16 protein-coding genes are annotated in these 16,647 nt (G+C 58.7%); 7 read left to right on the forward strand and 9 right to left on the reverse strand.

Annotated elements, in window-relative coordinates; all coding sequences use genetic code 11:
- Positions 1 to 14: 14 nt before the first annotated feature.
- Complete coding sequence (rimA, locus tag PMA3_RS00815) at positions 15 to 794, reverse strand: S6 modification regulatory phosphodiesterase RimA (RefSeq protein ID WP_064675393.1); 780 nt, start codon at positions 792 to 794, stop codon at positions 15 to 17.
- Positions 795 to 910: 116 nt separating this feature from the next.
- Here rimA and PMA3_RS00820 point away from each other — a divergent pair, with 116 nt between their 5' ends.
- The 4 genes from PMA3_RS00820 to PMA3_RS00835 all read left to right on the forward strand — a co-directional run bounded on the left by PMA3_RS00820 (position 911) and on the right by PMA3_RS00835 (position 4,945).
- Positions 911 to 1,318 carry an RNA-binding S4 domain-containing protein gene (locus PMA3_RS00820; protein ID WP_064675394.1) on the forward strand — a complete coding sequence of 136 codons (408 nt, stop codon included), beginning with the start codon at positions 911 to 913 and terminating at the stop codon, positions 1,316 to 1,318.
- A 190-nt stretch (positions 1,319 to 1,508) separates the two neighbouring features.
- The gene (gene hslO / locus PMA3_RS00825) at positions 1,509 to 2,411 is read left to right on the forward strand and encodes an Hsp33 family molecular chaperone HslO (protein ID WP_064675395.1); all 903 of its coding nucleotides are present in this window, start codon (positions 1,509 to 1,511) and stop codon (positions 2,409 to 2,411) included.
- Positions 2,412 to 2,592: 181 nt separating this feature from the next.
- The gene (locus PMA3_RS00830) at positions 2,593 to 4,134 is read left to right on the forward strand and encodes a phosphoenolpyruvate carboxykinase (protein ID WP_064675396.1); all 1,542 of its coding nucleotides are present in this window, start codon (positions 2,593 to 2,595) and stop codon (positions 4,132 to 4,134) included.
- A gap of 601 nt (positions 4,135 to 4,735) precedes the next feature.
- Positions 4,736 to 4,945 (forward strand): EF-hand domain-containing protein, encoded by a 210-nt coding sequence (locus PMA3_RS00835; protein ID WP_064675397.1) that lies wholly within the window; start codon positions 4,736 to 4,738, stop codon positions 4,943 to 4,945.
- A gap of 180 nt (positions 4,946 to 5,125) precedes the next feature.
- Here the strand turns inward: PMA3_RS00835 and PMA3_RS00840 are convergent, their stop codons facing one another.
- The 3 genes from PMA3_RS00840 to PMA3_RS00850 all read right to left on the reverse strand — a co-directional run bounded on the left by PMA3_RS00840 (position 5,126) and on the right by PMA3_RS00850 (position 7,477).
- Complete coding sequence (locus PMA3_RS00840; protein ID WP_064675398.1) at positions 5,126 to 5,422, reverse strand: hypothetical protein; 297 nt, start codon at positions 5,420 to 5,422, stop codon at positions 5,126 to 5,128.
- A 376-nt stretch (positions 5,423 to 5,798) separates the two neighbouring features.
- On the reverse strand, positions 5,799 to 6,131 hold the full coding sequence (locus PMA3_RS00845) for a hypothetical protein (protein ID WP_064675399.1): 333 nt from the start codon (positions 6,129 to 6,131) through the stop codon (positions 5,799 to 5,801).
- Between the two features lie 272 nt (positions 6,132 to 6,403).
- Entirely contained in the window at positions 6,404 to 7,477 is a 1,074-nt protein-coding gene (locus PMA3_RS00850; RefSeq protein WP_064675400.1) for a S8 family peptidase, read from the reverse strand.
- A gap of 267 nt (positions 7,478 to 7,744) precedes the next feature.
- Here PMA3_RS00850 and PMA3_RS00855 point away from each other — a divergent pair, with 267 nt between their 5' ends.
- Both PMA3_RS00855 and PMA3_RS00860 read left to right on the forward strand, forming a co-directional pair.
- Positions 7,745 to 9,673 carry a RecQ family ATP-dependent DNA helicase gene (locus PMA3_RS00855; protein WP_064675401.1) on the forward strand — a complete coding sequence of 643 codons (1,929 nt, stop codon included), beginning with the start codon at positions 7,745 to 7,747 and terminating at the stop codon, positions 9,671 to 9,673.
- Between the two features lie 85 nt (positions 9,674 to 9,758).
- The gene (locus PMA3_RS00860; RefSeq protein WP_064675402.1) at positions 9,759 to 10,190 is read left to right on the forward strand and encodes an acyl-CoA thioesterase; all 432 of its coding nucleotides are present in this window, start codon (positions 9,759 to 9,761) and stop codon (positions 10,188 to 10,190) included.
- Between the two features lie 69 nt (positions 10,191 to 10,259).
- On the opposite strand, the gene PMA3_RS00865 is transcribed toward PMA3_RS00860, so the two are convergent.
- From PMA3_RS00865 to PMA3_RS00880, 4 genes are all read right to left on the reverse strand, one after another.
- Entirely contained in the window at positions 10,260 to 10,748 is a 489-nt protein-coding gene (locus PMA3_RS00865) for a glycine zipper domain-containing protein (RefSeq protein WP_064675403.1), read from the reverse strand.
- Between the two features lie 375 nt (positions 10,749 to 11,123).
- Positions 11,124 to 13,472 (reverse strand): FdhF/YdeP family oxidoreductase, encoded by a 2,349-nt coding sequence (locus tag PMA3_RS00870; protein WP_064675404.1) that lies wholly within the window; start codon positions 13,470 to 13,472, stop codon positions 11,124 to 11,126.
- Positions 13,469 to 14,323: a formate dehydrogenase accessory sulfurtransferase FdhD gene (fdhD, locus tag PMA3_RS00875; RefSeq protein ID WP_064675405.1), complete on the reverse strand. Its 855-nt coding sequence runs from the start codon at positions 14,321 to 14,323 to the stop codon at positions 13,469 to 13,471. Before fdhD ends, PMA3_RS00870 begins: the two co-directional genes overlap by 4 nt.
- Before the next feature lie 93 nt (positions 14,324 to 14,416).
- Entirely contained in the window at positions 14,417 to 15,304 is an 888-nt protein-coding gene (locus tag PMA3_RS00880) for a LysR family transcriptional regulator (protein ID WP_064675406.1), read from the reverse strand.
- Between the two features lie 137 nt (positions 15,305 to 15,441).
- On the opposite strand from PMA3_RS00880, the gene lysM reads away from it, so the two are divergent.
- Positions 15,442 to 15,882 (forward strand): peptidoglycan-binding protein LysM, encoded by a 441-nt coding sequence (gene lysM / locus PMA3_RS00885; protein WP_017335932.1) that lies wholly within the window; start codon positions 15,442 to 15,444, stop codon positions 15,880 to 15,882.
- An 81-nt stretch (positions 15,883 to 15,963) separates the two neighbouring features.
- On the opposite strand, the gene yrfG is transcribed toward lysM, so the two are convergent.
- On the reverse strand, positions 15,964 to 16,626 hold the full coding sequence (gene yrfG / locus PMA3_RS00890) for a GMP/IMP nucleotidase (RefSeq protein WP_064675407.1): 663 nt from the start codon (positions 16,624 to 16,626) through the stop codon (positions 15,964 to 15,966).
- Between the last annotated feature and the right edge of the window lie 21 nt (positions 16,627 to 16,647).

Below are 16,647 nucleotides of genomic sequence, written 5' to 3' on the forward strand. Positions count from 1 at the left end.
GAAAAAACCGGCGATTAACGCGTCCAGGCGCCAGGTGAAACCTGGGCCAACGCTTTGAATGCGGGCCTGGCGAACCAGTAACCCTGCATCAGAAATATTCCACAGTCCGCCAGGAAATCCCGTTCTCCAGCGCTTTCAATGCCTTCGGCAATGACTGTAACGTCCAACTCCGCACAGATTGTGACAATCCCTCTCACGATAGCCTGACGAACACGATCGCGGTCGACATCGCGGATCAGTGCCATGTCGAGTTTGATCAGGTCCGGTTGGAAATCAGCCAGCAGATTGAGCCCCGAGTAACCGGCACCGAAATCGTCGATGGCGGTCTTGAAGCCGAATTCGCGGTATTCACGCAGAATATTAGTCAAATGGCGATAGTTATCTACGTGCTCGCTTTCCAGGGTTTCGAAAATCAGCCGCTCGATGGGGAAATTGTGTTTTTTTGCCGCCTCCAGGGTGCTGCGAATACACAGCTCCGGACGGTAAACGGCGTTAGGCATGAAGTTGATCGACAAGTGTGTCTGCATATTTAGATTTGCCGCGCCTTCATTGGCGCGGGTCCGGCAGAGCTGGTCGAAGCGGTAACGGTTGTCGTCGGTGACCCGGTCGAGCACCGACAACGCCCCCTCTCCTGCAACACCCCGTACCAAGGCTTCATGGGCGAAAATCGACCGGTCGCGCAGATCGACGATCGGCTGATAGGCGAACGCAAAGTCGAAACCCAGTGCCTCGCTTTGTTGGCAGCCCTGGCAACCGACCTTGGGCGAGGTCAATGAAGACGGAAATATAGTCACTCGATCGCTCCATGCCGGTGATCCGGCCTTGATCACATTCTATCTGGCGGGCCGGGTTCTTGCGCCCGACAGAAACGGTAGTACAGTTCCGACTATGGGCTGAGAGAGGAATTCAAGTGGCACAAAAACAGGAAGAGGACGACAAGGTCCGTCTCGATAAGTGGTTGTGGGCTGCGCGATTTTATAAAACGCGTGCCTTGGCCAAGGCGGCGATTGAAAGCGGCAAGGTGCATTGCCGGGGCGAGCGCTGCAAACCGGGCAAGGAACCGAGGCTTGGTGACGAGTTTCAGATTCGCCAGGGCTTCGAGGAGCGCACGGTGGTCGTCCAGGCGTTATCCATCGTGCGCCGTGGCGCGCCCGAGGCTCAGGCGCTGTACACCGAGACCGAAGTCAGCATCGCCAAGCGCGAAGCGGCGGCGGCCATGCGCAAGGCCGGCTCGCTGGGCATGAGTACCGATGGCAAGCCCAGCAAGAAACAGCGACGGGATTTGTTCAAGTTTCGCGGCAGTAGCAACGACGAGTAATCCTGTTGAATCTGTGTCGTTCGGGTGAAATTTTACGAAGCCCGACCGGCGCAGGTTCCACCTTGCTTGGAACAAACCGCGGATTGTTCATAAAATGCCTGTCTTGGCTGAACGTTGCGCACCACATGGGTGCAACAGAGGCAATTTCAACGCTGTAACCCTATCGCCATTACTTCAGATACCCAGACCTATGACCGACCTGACGGATACCGACTACACCCAACGCTTCATCTTCGATGACAGCGACACCCGCGGCGAGCTGGTAACGTTGGAGCGAAGCTATGCCGAAGTCCTTGCCAAGCACACCTATCCTGAGCCGGTTAAACAACTGCTCGGCGAACTGATGGCGGCAGCGTCGTTGCTTGTCGGCACCTTGAAGTTCGACGGTTTGCTGATTCTTCAGGCCCGCTCCGATGGCCCGGTGCCGCTGCTGATGATCGAATGCTCCAGCGAACGTGAGATCCGCGGCCTGGCCCGTTACGAGGCCGACAGGATCGCCCCTGATGCGACCCTCGCCGACCTGATGCCCAACGGCGTATTGGCGCTGACCGTCGATCCGGCCCAGGGCCAGCGTTACCAGGGCATTGTCGACCTCGACGGTGAAACCCTGTCGGACTGTTTCACCAACTACTTCGTCATGTCGCAGCAAGTGAATACCCGTTTTTGGCTTTACGCCGATGGCCGTCGTGCCCGCGGCCTGTTGCTGCAGCAATTACCCGCCGACCGTCTGAAAGATGAAGAAGAACGCGCCGCCAGCTGGCAGCACATCACCGCGCTGGCCAGCACCCTGACCGCCGATGAATTGCTTGGTCTAGACAACGAAACCGTACTTCATCGCCTCTACCACGAAGAGCAGGTCCGTCTGTTCGATGTGCAGAAACTGCGCTTCCGTTGCAGCTGCTCGCGCGAACGTTCTGCCAATGCCCTGGTCAGTTTGGGACTTGAAGATGCGCAAGCACTGGTCATCGAACACGGTGGCAACATCGAGATCGATTGCCAGTTCTGCAACGAGCGCTACCTGTTCGACGCCGCCGATATCGTTCAATTGTTCGCCGGCGCGGGCGTCGAGACGCCGTCAGATACCCGTCACTAAAACGGTTCAGCGCAGGTAAATTCACTGGTTAGTGCCGGATTAACGCCGTAACGACGGGAGGGCCCTACTATTTTTGGGCTTTTCTGGCATAATCCGGCCCACTTTTTTCGCGGTAGTAGTGCACGACTTTCTACTACAAAACGTTTGGAGCACACTCGGCCAATGGCCGACGGGGAACCTTATGACGCAAGCCAATAACGCCGTGTACACCGATCTGAGTGTTGATGATCTGGTTAAAGAAGCCCTCAATCGCGGTGAAGGCGAGCTTGCCGATACCGGCGCACTGGTTGTTCGCACCGGTCACCGTACCGGCCGCTCGCCAGTCGATCGTTTCATCGTTGAAGAACCGACCACCCAGGACGCCATCGCCTGGGGCCCGATCAACCGCAAGTTCCCGGCCGACAAGTTCGATGCCCTGTGGGCTCGCGTCGAGGCGTTCAACAACGCGCAAGAGCATTTCGTTTCCCACGTGCATGTAGGGGCGTCGGAAGATCACTACCTGGCCGTGAAGATGACCACACAAACTGCCTGGCAGAACCTGTTCGGTCGTTGCCTGTTCATCAATCCGGCCCGGTACAACCCGGCTGGCCGTGACGAGTGGCAAGTGCTCAACGTTGCCAACTTCGAGTGCGTGCCAGAGCGTGACGGCACCAATTCCGACGGTTGCGTGATCCTCAACTTCGCACAGAAGAAAGTGCTGATCGCCGGCATGCGTTACGCCGGTGAAATGAAGAAAGCCATGTTCTCGGTGCAGAACTTCCTGCTGCCGGCCGCCGACGTGCTGCCGATGCACTGCGCCGCCAACATCGGCGAAGCGGGCGACGTGACCCTGTTCTTCGGTCTGTCCGGCACCGGCAAGACCACCCTGTCCGCCGATGAAAGCCGTTACCTGATCGGTGACGACGAGCACGGCTGGGGTGAAGGCGTTGTCTTCAACATCGAAGGCGGCTGCTACGCCAAGTGCATCGACCTGTCCGAGAAGAACGAGCCGGTCATCTGGAAAGCCATCAAGCACGGCGCAGTCCTGGAAAACGTCGTTATCGACGACGCCAAGCACGCCGATTACGCTGATGTCAGCCTGACCCAGAACAGCCGCGCCGCCTACCCGCTGGAGCATGTTGCCAAGCGTTCCGAGAAAAACCTCGGCGGCGAGCCAAACGCGGTGATCTTCCTGACCTGCGACCTGACCGGCGTGCTGCCGCCAGTGTCGATCCTCAGCGAAGAACAAGCGGCCTACCACTTCCTGTCCGGCTACACCGCGCTGGTGGGCTCGACCGAAATGGGTTCCGGCAGCGGCATCAAGTCGACCTTCTCCACCTGCTTCGGCGCACCGTTCTTCCCGCGTCCGGCCGGCGAATACGCCGAGCTGCTGATCAAGCGCATCCGCGGCTTCGGCTCCAAGGTCTACCTGGTCAACACCGGCTGGACCGGCGGCGGCTACGGCGTCGGCAAACGCTTCAACATCCCGACCACTCGCGGCGTCATCGCAGCGATCCAGAGCGGCGCGTTGATCGGTGCTGAAACCGAACACCTCGACACCATCAACCTCGACGTGCCACTGGCCGTACCGGGCGTTGAGACTGGCCTGTTGAACCCACGTAACACCTGGGCTGACAAGGCTGCTTACGATGAGTCCGCTAAAGCACTGGCTGGGTTGTTTGTTGAGAACTTCAAGAAGTTCGATGTGAGCGACGCGATCAAGGCGGCTGGGCCGAAGTTGTAAGGGTTGGTTTGATGTAAGGAAAAGCCGCCTTTAGGGGCGGCTTTTTTGTGGGCGCTAGAAGGGCATACACGAGATTTGTGTCATTGATTACCCGTACCAGGTTTTGTGTTTTTCTTGGTTAGCAAATTGGATAAAGAGTGAGTGTTCCAAGGGAAATCAGCAGCAAGGTCCGAGCTTGGTTGCTGCTGGCAGGAGCGGCGCTGTTTTCCTAGGCATGTGCCATTATTCCTCCATTTTTAAGCGTAAACTGCCAGAATAATGGCACTCTGTATTCGGCCAAGTGCTTCCAAGTCTGTGTATCCGCCGCCGCACTTCGATCGCTTTTGTAGAGCATACCAATGGTCAACGGGTTTTGTTGCCTCGACCCTTCACCCAGCGCAAATATAAAACCTTTTAGGTTGGATGTAGTGATTGGGTCGTAATTGATTAAGTCGATTGCGAATTGTTCAGTGCGAGCGCAGAGGCATACTAGAGTCAAATAAAGAAGTAAAATTTTATTCCTAATAAATATAATAAACCTGGTATTTCTGACAGTGGACAAGACTTAGTTAGCGCTCATAGTAGGTGGCGCCAATGCATCGTTCTATAGAGGAAAAACTCCATGAGTGAAGAAGAAATCAGGAAAGTATTTACAACGCTTGACCTAGATGGTAATGGCTTCATAAGTGCGGCAGAATTACGTCATTTTTTTAGTACCTTGGAAGAGATGCTCACCGATGAAGAGGTCGACAAAAGAATCAAAGAGATGGACCTTGATGGTGATGGACAAATAAATTGTGAAGAATTTATTACCGGGATGATGAGTACATGATGATGAATAATCGCTTCTTGTAGGCAATAAATCCATAGGTTCGCCTAATGCTTAGTTGTGAGAACCAGGTCTATTGATCGGGTTGATGGAGTTTTTTCGACCAGAATTTGAATTATGCGGATTTTCTTTGCAGGCAAGCCCGCGCTGACAAGGCGCGACTTGCCTTTTTTTTGTGTGGTGTTAGGCCGGCGCTTTCCAGTTCAGCATGCGTTGCTGGGCGACTTTTAGCAGGTCGCAGCCGTCCTGGGTCAGGAGGTAGAGCGCGTGGGTGATGTGGGGAATGTCTTCGACGTCGCCTTGCTCGAAGCATTGGCAGTGCAGCGTTCGGAGCAGCTCGCTGGAGGCTCGGATGCGCTGGAGGGCGGCTTCGAGTATGTCTTGCGGGTTGGCTTCTGTGTCGATGATCAGTGGCGGGGAATCGGTGAGGTTGGTTTGGAGTGGGCGGTAGCGATTCGGAAACGGATTCAGAGATTGCATATGAATTACTCGGTTTGTTGTTAGGTAACCGCCAGCACCGTGACCAAACGATGGGAGGCGGACTGTGCGCAGGTTGGTCAACCGAGAACAACAACCCGGCTCGCCCGAAGGCGTCCCGCACACAGCCGCCATAGCAATGCACTGCAAGAACATAGATGTCCGCGGCGCGAATGATGGCACACATGTGTGCGTTGTTCTCAGGTGACCAAACCTGATCGCTGATTTTGCAGCGATGAGGAGACAGTAAATGTTTATATCCAGGTAGCGATAGGCGACAAGGCGTCTGTGGTTGTAGGAAGGGGATGAAGAGTTGATAGGCCGTTGCTGACGGACTATTCGCTTTCGTGTTGTGCAGATTTTTATCTGGTAAACCGCGTTATCGTTCTTCGCGAGCAGGCTCGCTCCCACAGGGGCATCGATCGCCGGTGGTTTTTGGCAATCGCTGTCGTGCCACTTCGAGCAGTTCGTGTCCGTCCTGGGTCAGCAGGTACAGTGCGCTCACGATGTTGGGAATATCGCTCGCGTCGGCCTGCTTGAAGCACAGGCAGTACAGAGTTTCGAGCAGGTCGCTGGCGGCGCGAATGCGTTGGTGGGCGGCGTCGAGGATTTCGTGAGGGTCGGCTTCGGTGTCGATGACCAGCACGGGGGTGTCGCTGTAGCTTGTTCTGAGCGGGCGGTAGCGGTCTGTGAGCGGATCGGGGTTGTTCATCGAGGTCTGTCCTGTGAAAAGTCTGGCGGTCTCGCCGGCAGGCCGACACACTGTTTCAGCCTCGCCGGCAACTATAGAAGGGGGACGCTCCTGGGGACAAGACAGCCGCGATGGACAGGTTTTGTAGGGGGTTTACCGGCCCTTTGGGATTCGGCCTACAGGTTTGCGCGGCTTTTTACAGCACAATCCCTGGGGGTAAAAGATCCCACGGGTTTGTCAGGCGAAGCGCGACACCCCTCGGTACGGCGCGCGCCAGACTGTGTACGACTTTTCTACAGTGTCTGGTCGGGATGGTTGGCCGGGGGCTGGCGTGAGGCCGCTTCAAGGTCCATCAATCCTCTACCGTACGCTTCACTGTTGGCATAGAGGCCAGTCCGATTCGCCGTTGCCAGCAAGCGTTCGCGCACTTGTTGCGCGGTAAGTTCTGGATAGCGGCTGTGCAATGCCGCCAGGGCGCCACTGACCAGCGCGGCAGCTGGTGAGGTGCCTGCGGTCTGTACGTAGTCGCCGTCCTTGCCGGTGGTCAGCAGGCCTTGCCCTGCGCCGGAATCGCCACCCGGCACGGCGATGCACCAGGCTGCCGCCACACCGCAATAGTTGGACTTGGCGTTGATGGCGCTGCCATCGCTTTTCAATGCCACCACAGCGATCCAGCCCTTTTCCAGTTCGGGCAGGGCGAGAGGCAAACCGGGTTCGGCCAGGGGTTCGCGTCTCAGTTCGTTGCCGGTCGGGAACACAAATACCGCGCCGTCCTGGACCAGTTTTCGCGCGGTCACCAACGACTCCGGCATGACCTGGTTATAGCGTGCCTCGTTGATCTCGGTCGCCGGGATGGCATTGGCCCACGAGTTGTTGAGAATGCGCGCGCCCTTATCGAAACCGGCTTGCCAGGATTGTGCAATCTCACTGTCAAAGAAAAATGGCTCGTTGTCGTCGCCGAAACGAAAGGGGATCAGTTGTGCGTTGAACGCAACGCCGTGCATGCCATGGTCATCCTTGTTGGCCGCGAGAATGCCGGCCATCTGGGTGCCGTGACCGATCCGGTCGAAGGTGCCGACCTTGTTCTCGACATAATCGAAGCCCGGATCCCGGACTCTTCCCTGAAAGGCCGGCAGGCTGCTGTTCAGGCCGGAGTCGACCAAAGCGACGGCCACCCCCTGGCCGGTGCCGCCGCGGGCATAAAGGGTTGAAGCGTGAATGACTGCCAGGCCCTTCTGGGCTCGATACTCAGGTGTTTCGAACCGGGTCGGATCGATGGCGGGTTGCACGGGGTTTGTGAGACAGCCACTTAACAGTAATGGCAGCGCCAGCGCAGGGGCGAGTGAAAAGCCGGAGGGTTGAAGCATGATCGTTCCTTGATGGATTTGCGCGCGCATCGCATGTCCTGCCGTGATGAAGTTTCGCGCAGAGTGGTTGATTCGAAGGCAAACCTTACCGGTGGAATCGGGCGCACGGGATGGAGGCAAAGTGCCCCGATTGTTTCGACCTGTGGCGAAGGTTGACCCAGTGGACGCTGTATCATCCCGTATCGTTTTTGCCCCAGACCTTTTCTCGACTCGCTGCGATCGCCGGCTAGGCTGTTGGCATCGCAGCAGTCAACGGAGTGACAGCTTATGCACAACACCCTGGAACAGGTTTTCGGGTATCCACAATTTCGGCCCGGCCAGGAAGCGGCGGTGAGCGCGGTGCTGGCCGGGCGCTCGGCGGCGGCGATTTTTCCGACGGGCTCCGGCAAGTCGCTTTGCTACCAGTTGCCGGCCTTGTTGCTGCCGCACCTGACGTTGGTGGTCTCGCCGTTGCTGGCGCTGATGCAGGATCAATTGGCCTTCCTGCAGCGCCACGGTATCGCGGCGGGCAGTATCGATTCGGCCCAGAGCCGCGAGGATGCCAACGATGTGATGGCCCGGGCGAAGTCCGGCGAGCTGAAGATCTTGATGATTTCAGTGGAGCGCCTGAAAAACGAACGCTTCCGCAATTTCCTGCAGCAGGTGCCGATCTCGCTGCTGGTGGTGGACGAGGCCCACTGTATTTCCGAGTGGGGTCATAACTTCCGCCCCGACTATCTCAAGCTTCCCGACTACCAGCGCCAGTTCAACATCCCTCAGGCGTTGCTGCTGACCGCCACCGCGACGCCCAAGGTGATTGCCGATATGGAGGCGAAATTCGCCATCGCCCCGGACGATGTGGTGACCACCGGCTTCTATCGGTCCAATCTCAATCTGCTGGTGGAACCGGTGCGCGGGCAGGACAAACGTCGGCGTCTTGTCGAGTGGATGAGCCAGCGTCCCGGCCAGCCGAGCATTGTCTACGTCACCCTGCAGAAGACGGCAGAGCACATCGCCGAACACCTGGGTCGCAACGGCATTCAAGCCGAGGCCTACCACGCCGGTCTGCCCCATGAGCAGCGGGAAGCGATACAGAAGCGATTCATGGGCGGACAGTCCAATTGCATCGTCGCCACCATTGCCTTCGGCATGGGCATCGACAAGAGCGACATCCGTAACGTGGTGCATTTCGACCTGCCCAAATCCATCGAAAACTACAGCCAGGAAATCGGCCGCGCCGGGCGTGATGGAGAGCCTTCCGACTGCCTGGTACTGGCCAACCGCGACAGCCTCAACGTGCTGGAAAATTTCGTCTACGGCGATACGCCGGAACTGGACGGCATCCGCTGCGTGCTGGATGAGTTGCAAGCCGCCGCGCCCGAGGGGCAGTGGGAGTTTCTGCTGGGGCCGTTGGCGGATCAGAGCAACATCCGTCAGTTGCCGCTCAAGACCTTGCTGGTGCAGTTGGAACTGCGTGGGATCATCGCGCCGCGTTATGCCTATTACGCCGAATACCGTTTCAAATATTTGCAGGAGCCCGAGTTCCTGCTGGCTCGTTTCGAGGGTGAGCGCAGGGATTTCGTCGCGGCGATCGTCCAGACTTCCAACCGTGCACGGAGCTGGGCCACGGTGAATTTCGATGCGCTGTACCAGCAGTATCAAGCCGAGCGCAATCGAGTGGTCAAGGCGTTGGATTATTTCCAGGAGAAGGGTTGGGTAGAACTTGAAAGCAAGCAGATGACCGATGTCTACAGCCTGCTGCAAACGGATTTCGACAGCGAGGCACTGAGCGCCGAGCTGCACGCTTGTTTCACTCAGCATGAACGCACGGAAATCGCGCGGATTCACGCCATGCTCGAGCTGTTCGCCACCGACCATTGCCTGGGTTATCGCCTGGCGGCGTACTTCGGTGACGAGAATGCGCCGCGCCAATGCGGACATTGTTCGGTGTGTCACGGGCAGGTGGCTCGACTGCCGGCACCACCGGCGCTACCGGCGCTTGTGGATAAAAACTTCGAGGCGTTGTGCGGTAATTTTATCCACAGGCATGAGCAGTACACCGGCAGTGCGCCATCGGCCGAGCGTGTGACGCGGTTTTTGTGCGGGATCAGCGTCCCGCTGTTTACCAAGCTCAAGGCCAGGTCCATTTCGGGGTTCTCGGCGCTGGAGGACTATCCCTATGCCGAAGTGCGGGAATGGGCCGAGATGCACCTTTGAGGGCTGTCTTTGGTCAACTTGCTCGTGAAGAACGATATCGCGGTTGCGCCTTAAACCCGCAATCCAACTCAAGGAACCGACACTGATGTCCACCCCGATGCCCCAACGCACCGACTACCTCCACTTCCAGCCCATCACCACCCGTTGGCATGACAACGATGCCTATGGCCACATCAACAACGTCACCTACTACAGCTTCTTCGACACGGCGGTGAATACCTATCTGATCGAAGTCGGCGGCCTGGATATCCATGACGGCGAAGTCGTGGGTTTTGTCGTCAGTTCGGCTTGCGATTACTTTGCCTCCATTGCTTTCCCTGACCGGATCGAGATCGGTTTGCGCGTGGGCAAGTTGGGCAACAGTTCGGTTCAGTATGAGCTGGCTGTGTTCAAGGCCGGGGAGGCGGAGGCTTGTGCGGCGGGGCGTTTTGTTCATGTGTTCGTGGATCGGACGTCGAATCTGCCGGTGGCGATTCCTGCCGCGCTGCGCGGGTCGCTGGAGCAATTGGTGGTTTGAGGGGCAAAAAAAATCGCAGCCCTCGGGCTGCGATTTTTTGATCTACCTGCCAGTGGAGCCGTTCAGGCCTCAGTGACGACGGTAGTGCTTGTGATGTTTGCGATGCCCGTAGGCATGGCCACGACCCGGGTGGCCGTCCCGGGAGTAGCGACGATCATCGCCACGATAAGAGCGACGACGATCATCATCGTCGTCATCGCTCTTGTTGCCCATGTAGTTACCCAGCGCGCCACCGGCACCGCCACCTGCTGCGGAGCCGATCAGGCTGCCAGTGGTGCCGCCCATGCTGCGGCCGACCACGTTACCGCCTGCTGCGCCCAACGCACCACCAATGGCGGCTTCGCCACGGCTGCGTTTGTCTGCGCCAACTGCGCTACCACCCGCGCCGCCCAGGGCCGCGCCAATGGTGGAACCTGTACTGCCGCCTAACGATTGACCGACGACCGAGCCCAGAACCCCGCCCAATGCGCCGCCCACACCTGCTTCGGTGGTGCCGCCGGCAGAAGCGAAGCCACTGACCAGGCCAAGGGACAACAAGAGAATCGAGGAGAACTTCATAGAGAAACCTCAAGGGGATGACGACGCGATCCTGAGGCTGTGTCATGGTTGTTACAATCGAAATCCGACGAGTAACACGACTTCAACACATTTCTCTAAGTTACTGTTTTTTAGGCGGAACTTAATGGTTTTTCGCGGGTCTTTAGTTACTTCGGAATGGCCGTTTTTGTGAAAAAACGGCCTTTTTTGTGGGCGATTGGAAAGTAATTGATCCGGAAGATCCGTTGAATGCTCTATCGCTTTCGCGAGCAAGTCGAATCGTCGCACCGTCGCTCCCACAGTTAACCGAGCTCTTCCAGAAGGAACGCAATCGAAGGTGGGAGCGGCGGTGCGACGATTCGACTTGCTCGCGAAGGCGTCAGATCAGGCTAAGCATCAAGCCGATTTGGCCATGATAAGCCCAGTCTCACTCGCCGCTTCCAACCGGATAGCCACAAACTTCGACGTCGGCGTCTGGCTGCCATCCCCGATGCTTTCCAGCGGCACCAGCGGATTGACCTCCGGATAGTAAGCCGCCGCTTGCCCGGCAGGAATATCAAACGCCAGCAGCGTAAAGCCTTTCACCCGGCGTTCGCGGCCATCATCCCAGATCGAAACAATGTCTGCCTTCTGCCCTGGCTTGAACCCCAGGCGAATGATGTCGGCCTCGTTCACAAACAACACGTCCCGCTGACCCTTGACCCCGCGATAACGGTCATTGAGGCCATAAATGGTGGTGTTGTACTGATCGTGGGAGCGCATTGACTGCATGATCAGGTCCGGCAACACCCCGGTGGCACGCGTGCGTTCGTGCACCAGATCCCTGGGCAAACTGTTCGGGCGGAAATTCGCCCGTCCGGATGGCGTAGCCCAGCGACGGGCAGCGGCGCTGTTGCCCAGGTAGAAGCCGCCTGGATTACGGATTTTCTCATTGAAGTCGCCAAAGCCTGGAATGGTGTCGGCGATCAGGTCGCGGATACGGCTGTAGTCGGCCACCAGCCAGTGCCAGTCCACCGGTTGGCTGCCCAGGGTCGCGGCAGCGATACCCGCGATGATCGCCGGCTCCGAGCGCATCTGGTTCGACAGTGGCTGCAACTGACCGTTTGAGGAGTGGACCATGCTGAACGAGTCTTCCACGGTCACCGCTTGCGCGCCTTCGGTCTGGATATCGATGTCGGTGCGGCCCAGGCACGGCAGGATCAGCGCGTTCTTGCCATGAGCCAGGTGGCTGCGATTGAGCTTGGTGCTGATCTGTACGGTCAGGTCGCAATTGGCCAGGGCCTGGAAGGTGCGGTTGCTGTCCGGCGTGGCTTGGGCGAAGTTACCGCCCAGGCCGATGAACACCTTCGCACGGCCATCGGCCATGGCGTGAATCGCCTCGACCACGTTGTGGCCGTTTTTCCGGGGCACCGTAAACTTGAAGCGCCGCTCCAGCGAATCGAGGAACGCCACCGGCGGGCATTCATTGATGCCCATGGTCCGGTCGCCCTGCACGTTACTGTGGCCACGCACCGGGCACAGACCGGCGCCCGGTCGGCCGATGTTGCCGCGCAGCAACATCAGGTTGGCGATTTCCTGGATGGTCGCCACCGAATGGCGATGCTGGGTGATGCCCATCGCCCAGCACATGATCACGTTCTTGCCCTTGGCGTACATGCGAGCGGCTTGCTCGATCTCCACCAGCGTCAGGCCGGACTGCTCGACGATTTGCGCCCAGGAGGTGCCGTCGATGACGCTGAGGTAGTCCAGCACGTTGACGCTGTGTTCATTGAGGAAATCGTGATCAAACACGGCGGGTTCGCCGGCCTTCTGGGCGTCGCGCTCCCATTGCAGCAAGAATTTGGCCATGCCGCGCAGGATCGCCATGTCGCCACCGAGGGCCGGGCGGAAGTAGGCGGTGTTGGTCGGCTTGTCGCCGTTGGTGAGCATTTCGATCGGGTGTTGCGGGTGCTGGAAGCGCTCCAGTCCCCGCTCTTTCAGTGGGTTGACACAGACCACTTGCGCGCCGCGTTTCACTGCTTCGCGCAAAGGTTCGAGCATCCGTGGATGGTTGGTGCCGGGGTTCTGGCCCCATACGAAAATCGCATCGGCGTGTTCGAAGTCGTTGAAGGTCACGGTGCCTTTGCCGACGCCGACACTTTGCGCCAGCGCCACGCCGCTGGCCTCGTGGCACATGTTCGAGCAGTCGGGGAAATTGTTGGTGCCGTAGGCGCGCACGAACAGTTGATACAAGTACGCCGCTTCGTTGCTGGCTCGGCCCGAGGTGTAGAACTCGGCCTGATCCGGGCTCGACAACCCTTGCAAGTGATTACCGATCAGCGCGAACGCCGCTTCCCAGCTGATCGGCTTGTAGCGATCAGTCTCGGCGTCGTAGCGCATCGGCTCGGTCAGACGGCCCTGGTATTCCAGCCAATAGTCGCTCTGCTCCAGCAACTGGCTGACGCTGTGTTTGGCGAAGAACGCTGCATCGACACGCCGTTTGGTCGCTTCCCAGTTGACCGCTTTGGCGCCGTTCTCGCAGAACATCACCAGGCCCTTTTCCGGAGAATCGCCCCACGCGCAACCGGGGCAGTCGAAGCCGCCGTTCTGGTTGGTCTTGAGCATTATCCGCAGGTTTTTCAGGGCATTGTCGCTGGTCAACCAGGCCTGGGCCACGCTGATCAGTGCGCCCCAGCCACCGGCCGGGCCTTTGTAGGGCTTATAGCGGGGGACGGGTTTCTGGTCGGCTTGACGATGTTGACTCACGCTTGATTCTCCAATGCCGGGCTGTAGACCCGGGGCGCGCTTTTTTGCGGCAGGTGGATGAGATTGAGGTTATGGCGGCGGGCCCATTGCACGGCAAGGCCCGTGGGCGACGACAGGCTGACCAGGGTCTGGATGCCGGCGCGCAGTACTTTCTGGATCAATTCGAGACTGCAACGACTGGTGACAATAGCCAGGCCACCTTCAGTCGTGATCTTCTGCCGGATCAGCCCGCCAATCAGCTTGTCGAGGGCGTTGTGCCGGCCGATGTCTTCACGGCCCAGCAGCAATTCGCCCTTGGCGTCCATGAACACCGCCGCGTGCACCGCGCCGCTGTATTGACCGAGGGGCTGGAACGCGCCGATGCGTTGGCGCAGACCGTCGAGCCATTCCACTGGCGGCAGAGGGGCGCCGGGTAAAACCTTGAGGTCGGGCAACGCCTGTTCGACCGCTTCTACACCACAGAGCCCGCAACCGCTGGTGCCCGCCAGTTGCCGACGCTGCTGCTTGAGATTCCAGAAGGCTCTGTTGGCGATAGTCACTTGCGCGTACTGCGCCGAACCCGAGCCGCTGAGTTGCAAGTCGTAGATGTCGCAGACGTCTTCGATGATGCCGCTGCCAAGGCTGAAGCCGACGATGAAATCCTCGAGGTCCGATGGCGTCACCAGCATCACCGCTTGGCTGATGCCGTTATAGGCGATCGCCAGCGCGACTTCCTCGGCCAGCGCAGTGCTGTCCGATTCGGCGCTTTGCGTTTCGGTTTGGCGCAGGTTGCTGTAGCTGTAGGTCTGGCTGGCAGCGGGCGCGGGCGTTTCGAGGGCAGGCGCCGCGCAATCAGGGCGCTTGGCGTTCATGGGCATCACCGACGGTTTGGTCAGCTTTAAGCCTATGCGCGTCAACTTGTCGCGTCTAATCGCTATTACTGATCTGCCGATAGATGCCGTCGATCAAGAGGCTGCCGACGATTTCTGATAGATCGCGAAACAGGCCTCTGCCAACGCCGAACGTGGCGCGCTGCGACGCATGATCAGCCCCAATTTGCCGAGGGTCTGCGCGTTTTCGATGGGCTGCAGGCGCAAATGATCAGTGAGGTTTTCCAGGCCGCCCTCCAACGGCATCACGGCGCAGCACAAGCCCCCGTGCACGGCTTGTATCAGTTGATGCACGGCGTCGGTCTGTAGCAATGGCTGTGGGTTCAGGCCACGGCTGTGGAAATTGTGGTCGATGGATTGGCGAAAATGCATGCCGCTGGTGAGCATGCCCAGTGGCAATTCGATCAACGATTCCCAGCTCAACGCGGCTTCGCCGAAGGTGTAGAAGCGTTGATCGTAGAGCAGACCCATGCGGGTTTCATTGAACGCCAGGGAATCGAAGCGCTCACCGTCCAGGCGTTCCAGGTACGAGACGCCGATGTCCAGGCGATTGTTCGCCAGTTGTTCGAGGATTTGTTCGGAGCTCAGGGATGAGAGTTCGAAGCGCAGGTTCGGGTGCTCGGCGTGCAGTTGTTGCATCAATGGCAGCGGATCGAAGCTCGATAATGGCACTACGCCCAGCCGCAGCGTACCGACCAGGTTGCCGCGACAGGCAGCCGCTTCGGCCTGCAAGCCGTCGCAGGCGGCCAGTACGGTGCGTGCCCATGCCAGCACCCGTTCGCCCGGAGCGGTGAAGCCTTCGAAGCGCTGGCCACGGTTGACCAATGGCAACTGGAGTTCTTCTTCGAGGCTGCGCAGGCGCATGGACAGGGTCGGCTGAGTGATGTGGCAGCGCGCCGCGGCCTGGCCGAAATGGCGGGTTTCGTCGAGGGCGATGAGGAATTTCAGCTGCTTGATGTCCATCTTCGCTCCAGTGCGCGGTGAGGCTCCGGATTCTAGCGCTTGGGGGGAAGCGGCGTCATTGGTCGGGTGGCAATCGAGGGTTACAACCTTGGTCTAGGCTTTTGGGTCTGGAACCTAAAACCCAAGGAGAGTGCACCATGAGTATTTTTAGCTTTGTGAAAGAAGCAGGCGAAAAGCTTATCGATCTGCTGACGCCGGGCAATGCCAATGCCAGCGAGCAGTTGAAGGAGCACATCAGTAAGGTCGGCCTGGGTAACCCGAATGTGCAGGCGACAGTGGATGGCGACAAGGTCACCGTGACGGGTGAAGTCGGCAGTCAGGAAGAGAAGGAAAAGATTCTGTTGGCGGTGGGCAACATCGCCGGCGTGGGGAGCGTCGATGACCAGATTACGGTGACCGGGCCGGTGGTGAAGGCTGCTACCTTTGTCACGGTTGTGAAGGGCGACACCCTTAGTGCGATTTCCTTGCGCGTGTATGGCGATGCCAACAAGTATCAAAAAATCTTCGAGGCCAATAAGCCGATGCTCAAGGATGTGAACAAGATTTATCCGGGGCAGTCGTTGCGGATTCCTGAGTAAGGCTCAAGTCTGTGTGATGGCCTTCGCGGGCAAGCCTCGCTCCTACAGAGCGTGGCTTGCCCGTGATGCAGGCGACTCTGTCTAAAGCCCTGCAATGAGCTCCCGATAATCCCCAACCGCCGCAAACTCGGCCGTGTCCTTCGGTCCCTTGCGGCTGTCCGGCTCACTCACCGCCAACAAATGCGCCACACCAAAATCCCGTGCACTGCGCAGGATCGGCAAGGTGTCGTCGATAAACAGGCTGCGCCCCGGGTCAAAACCGATGTCCGCCTGCAAGGCATCCCAGAACTGCGGGTTTTCCTTGGGGAAACCGTATTCGTGAGAGCTGATCAAACGCTCGAAGTACGGTGCCAGTTCGATTTTTTCCAGCTTCAGTGACAGTGAATCGCGGTGGGCGTTGGTGATTAGCACCACGCGCTTGCCGGCCTGCTTGATCGCCGCCAGGAACGTGTCCGCATCCGGGCGCAGGGCGATCAGGTGGGCGGTCTCCAGTTTCAGCTCGCGCACCGACAGCTTCAGTTCGGCGCTCCAGAAATCCAGGCAGTACCACTGCAACTGGCCGGCATGGCGTTCGAACAGTGGCTGCAATTCCATTTCGGCCATGGCCCGGCTGACCCCGTGCAACTCGGCGTAGCGCTGGGGCAGGTGCTCCAGCCAGAAATGATTGTCGAAGTGCAGGTCCAGCAGCGTGCCGTCCATGTCCAGCAGAACGGTGTCGATGTCGTGCCAGGGCAGCAGGGACATAAAAAACTTCTCCAGCGGTAA

It is taken from the genome of Pseudomonas silesiensis (genome assembly GCF_001661075.1).
In the GTDB taxonomy this organism is placed as follows: domain Bacteria; phylum Pseudomonadota; class Gammaproteobacteria; order Pseudomonadales; family Pseudomonadaceae; genus Aquipseudomonas; species Aquipseudomonas silesiensis.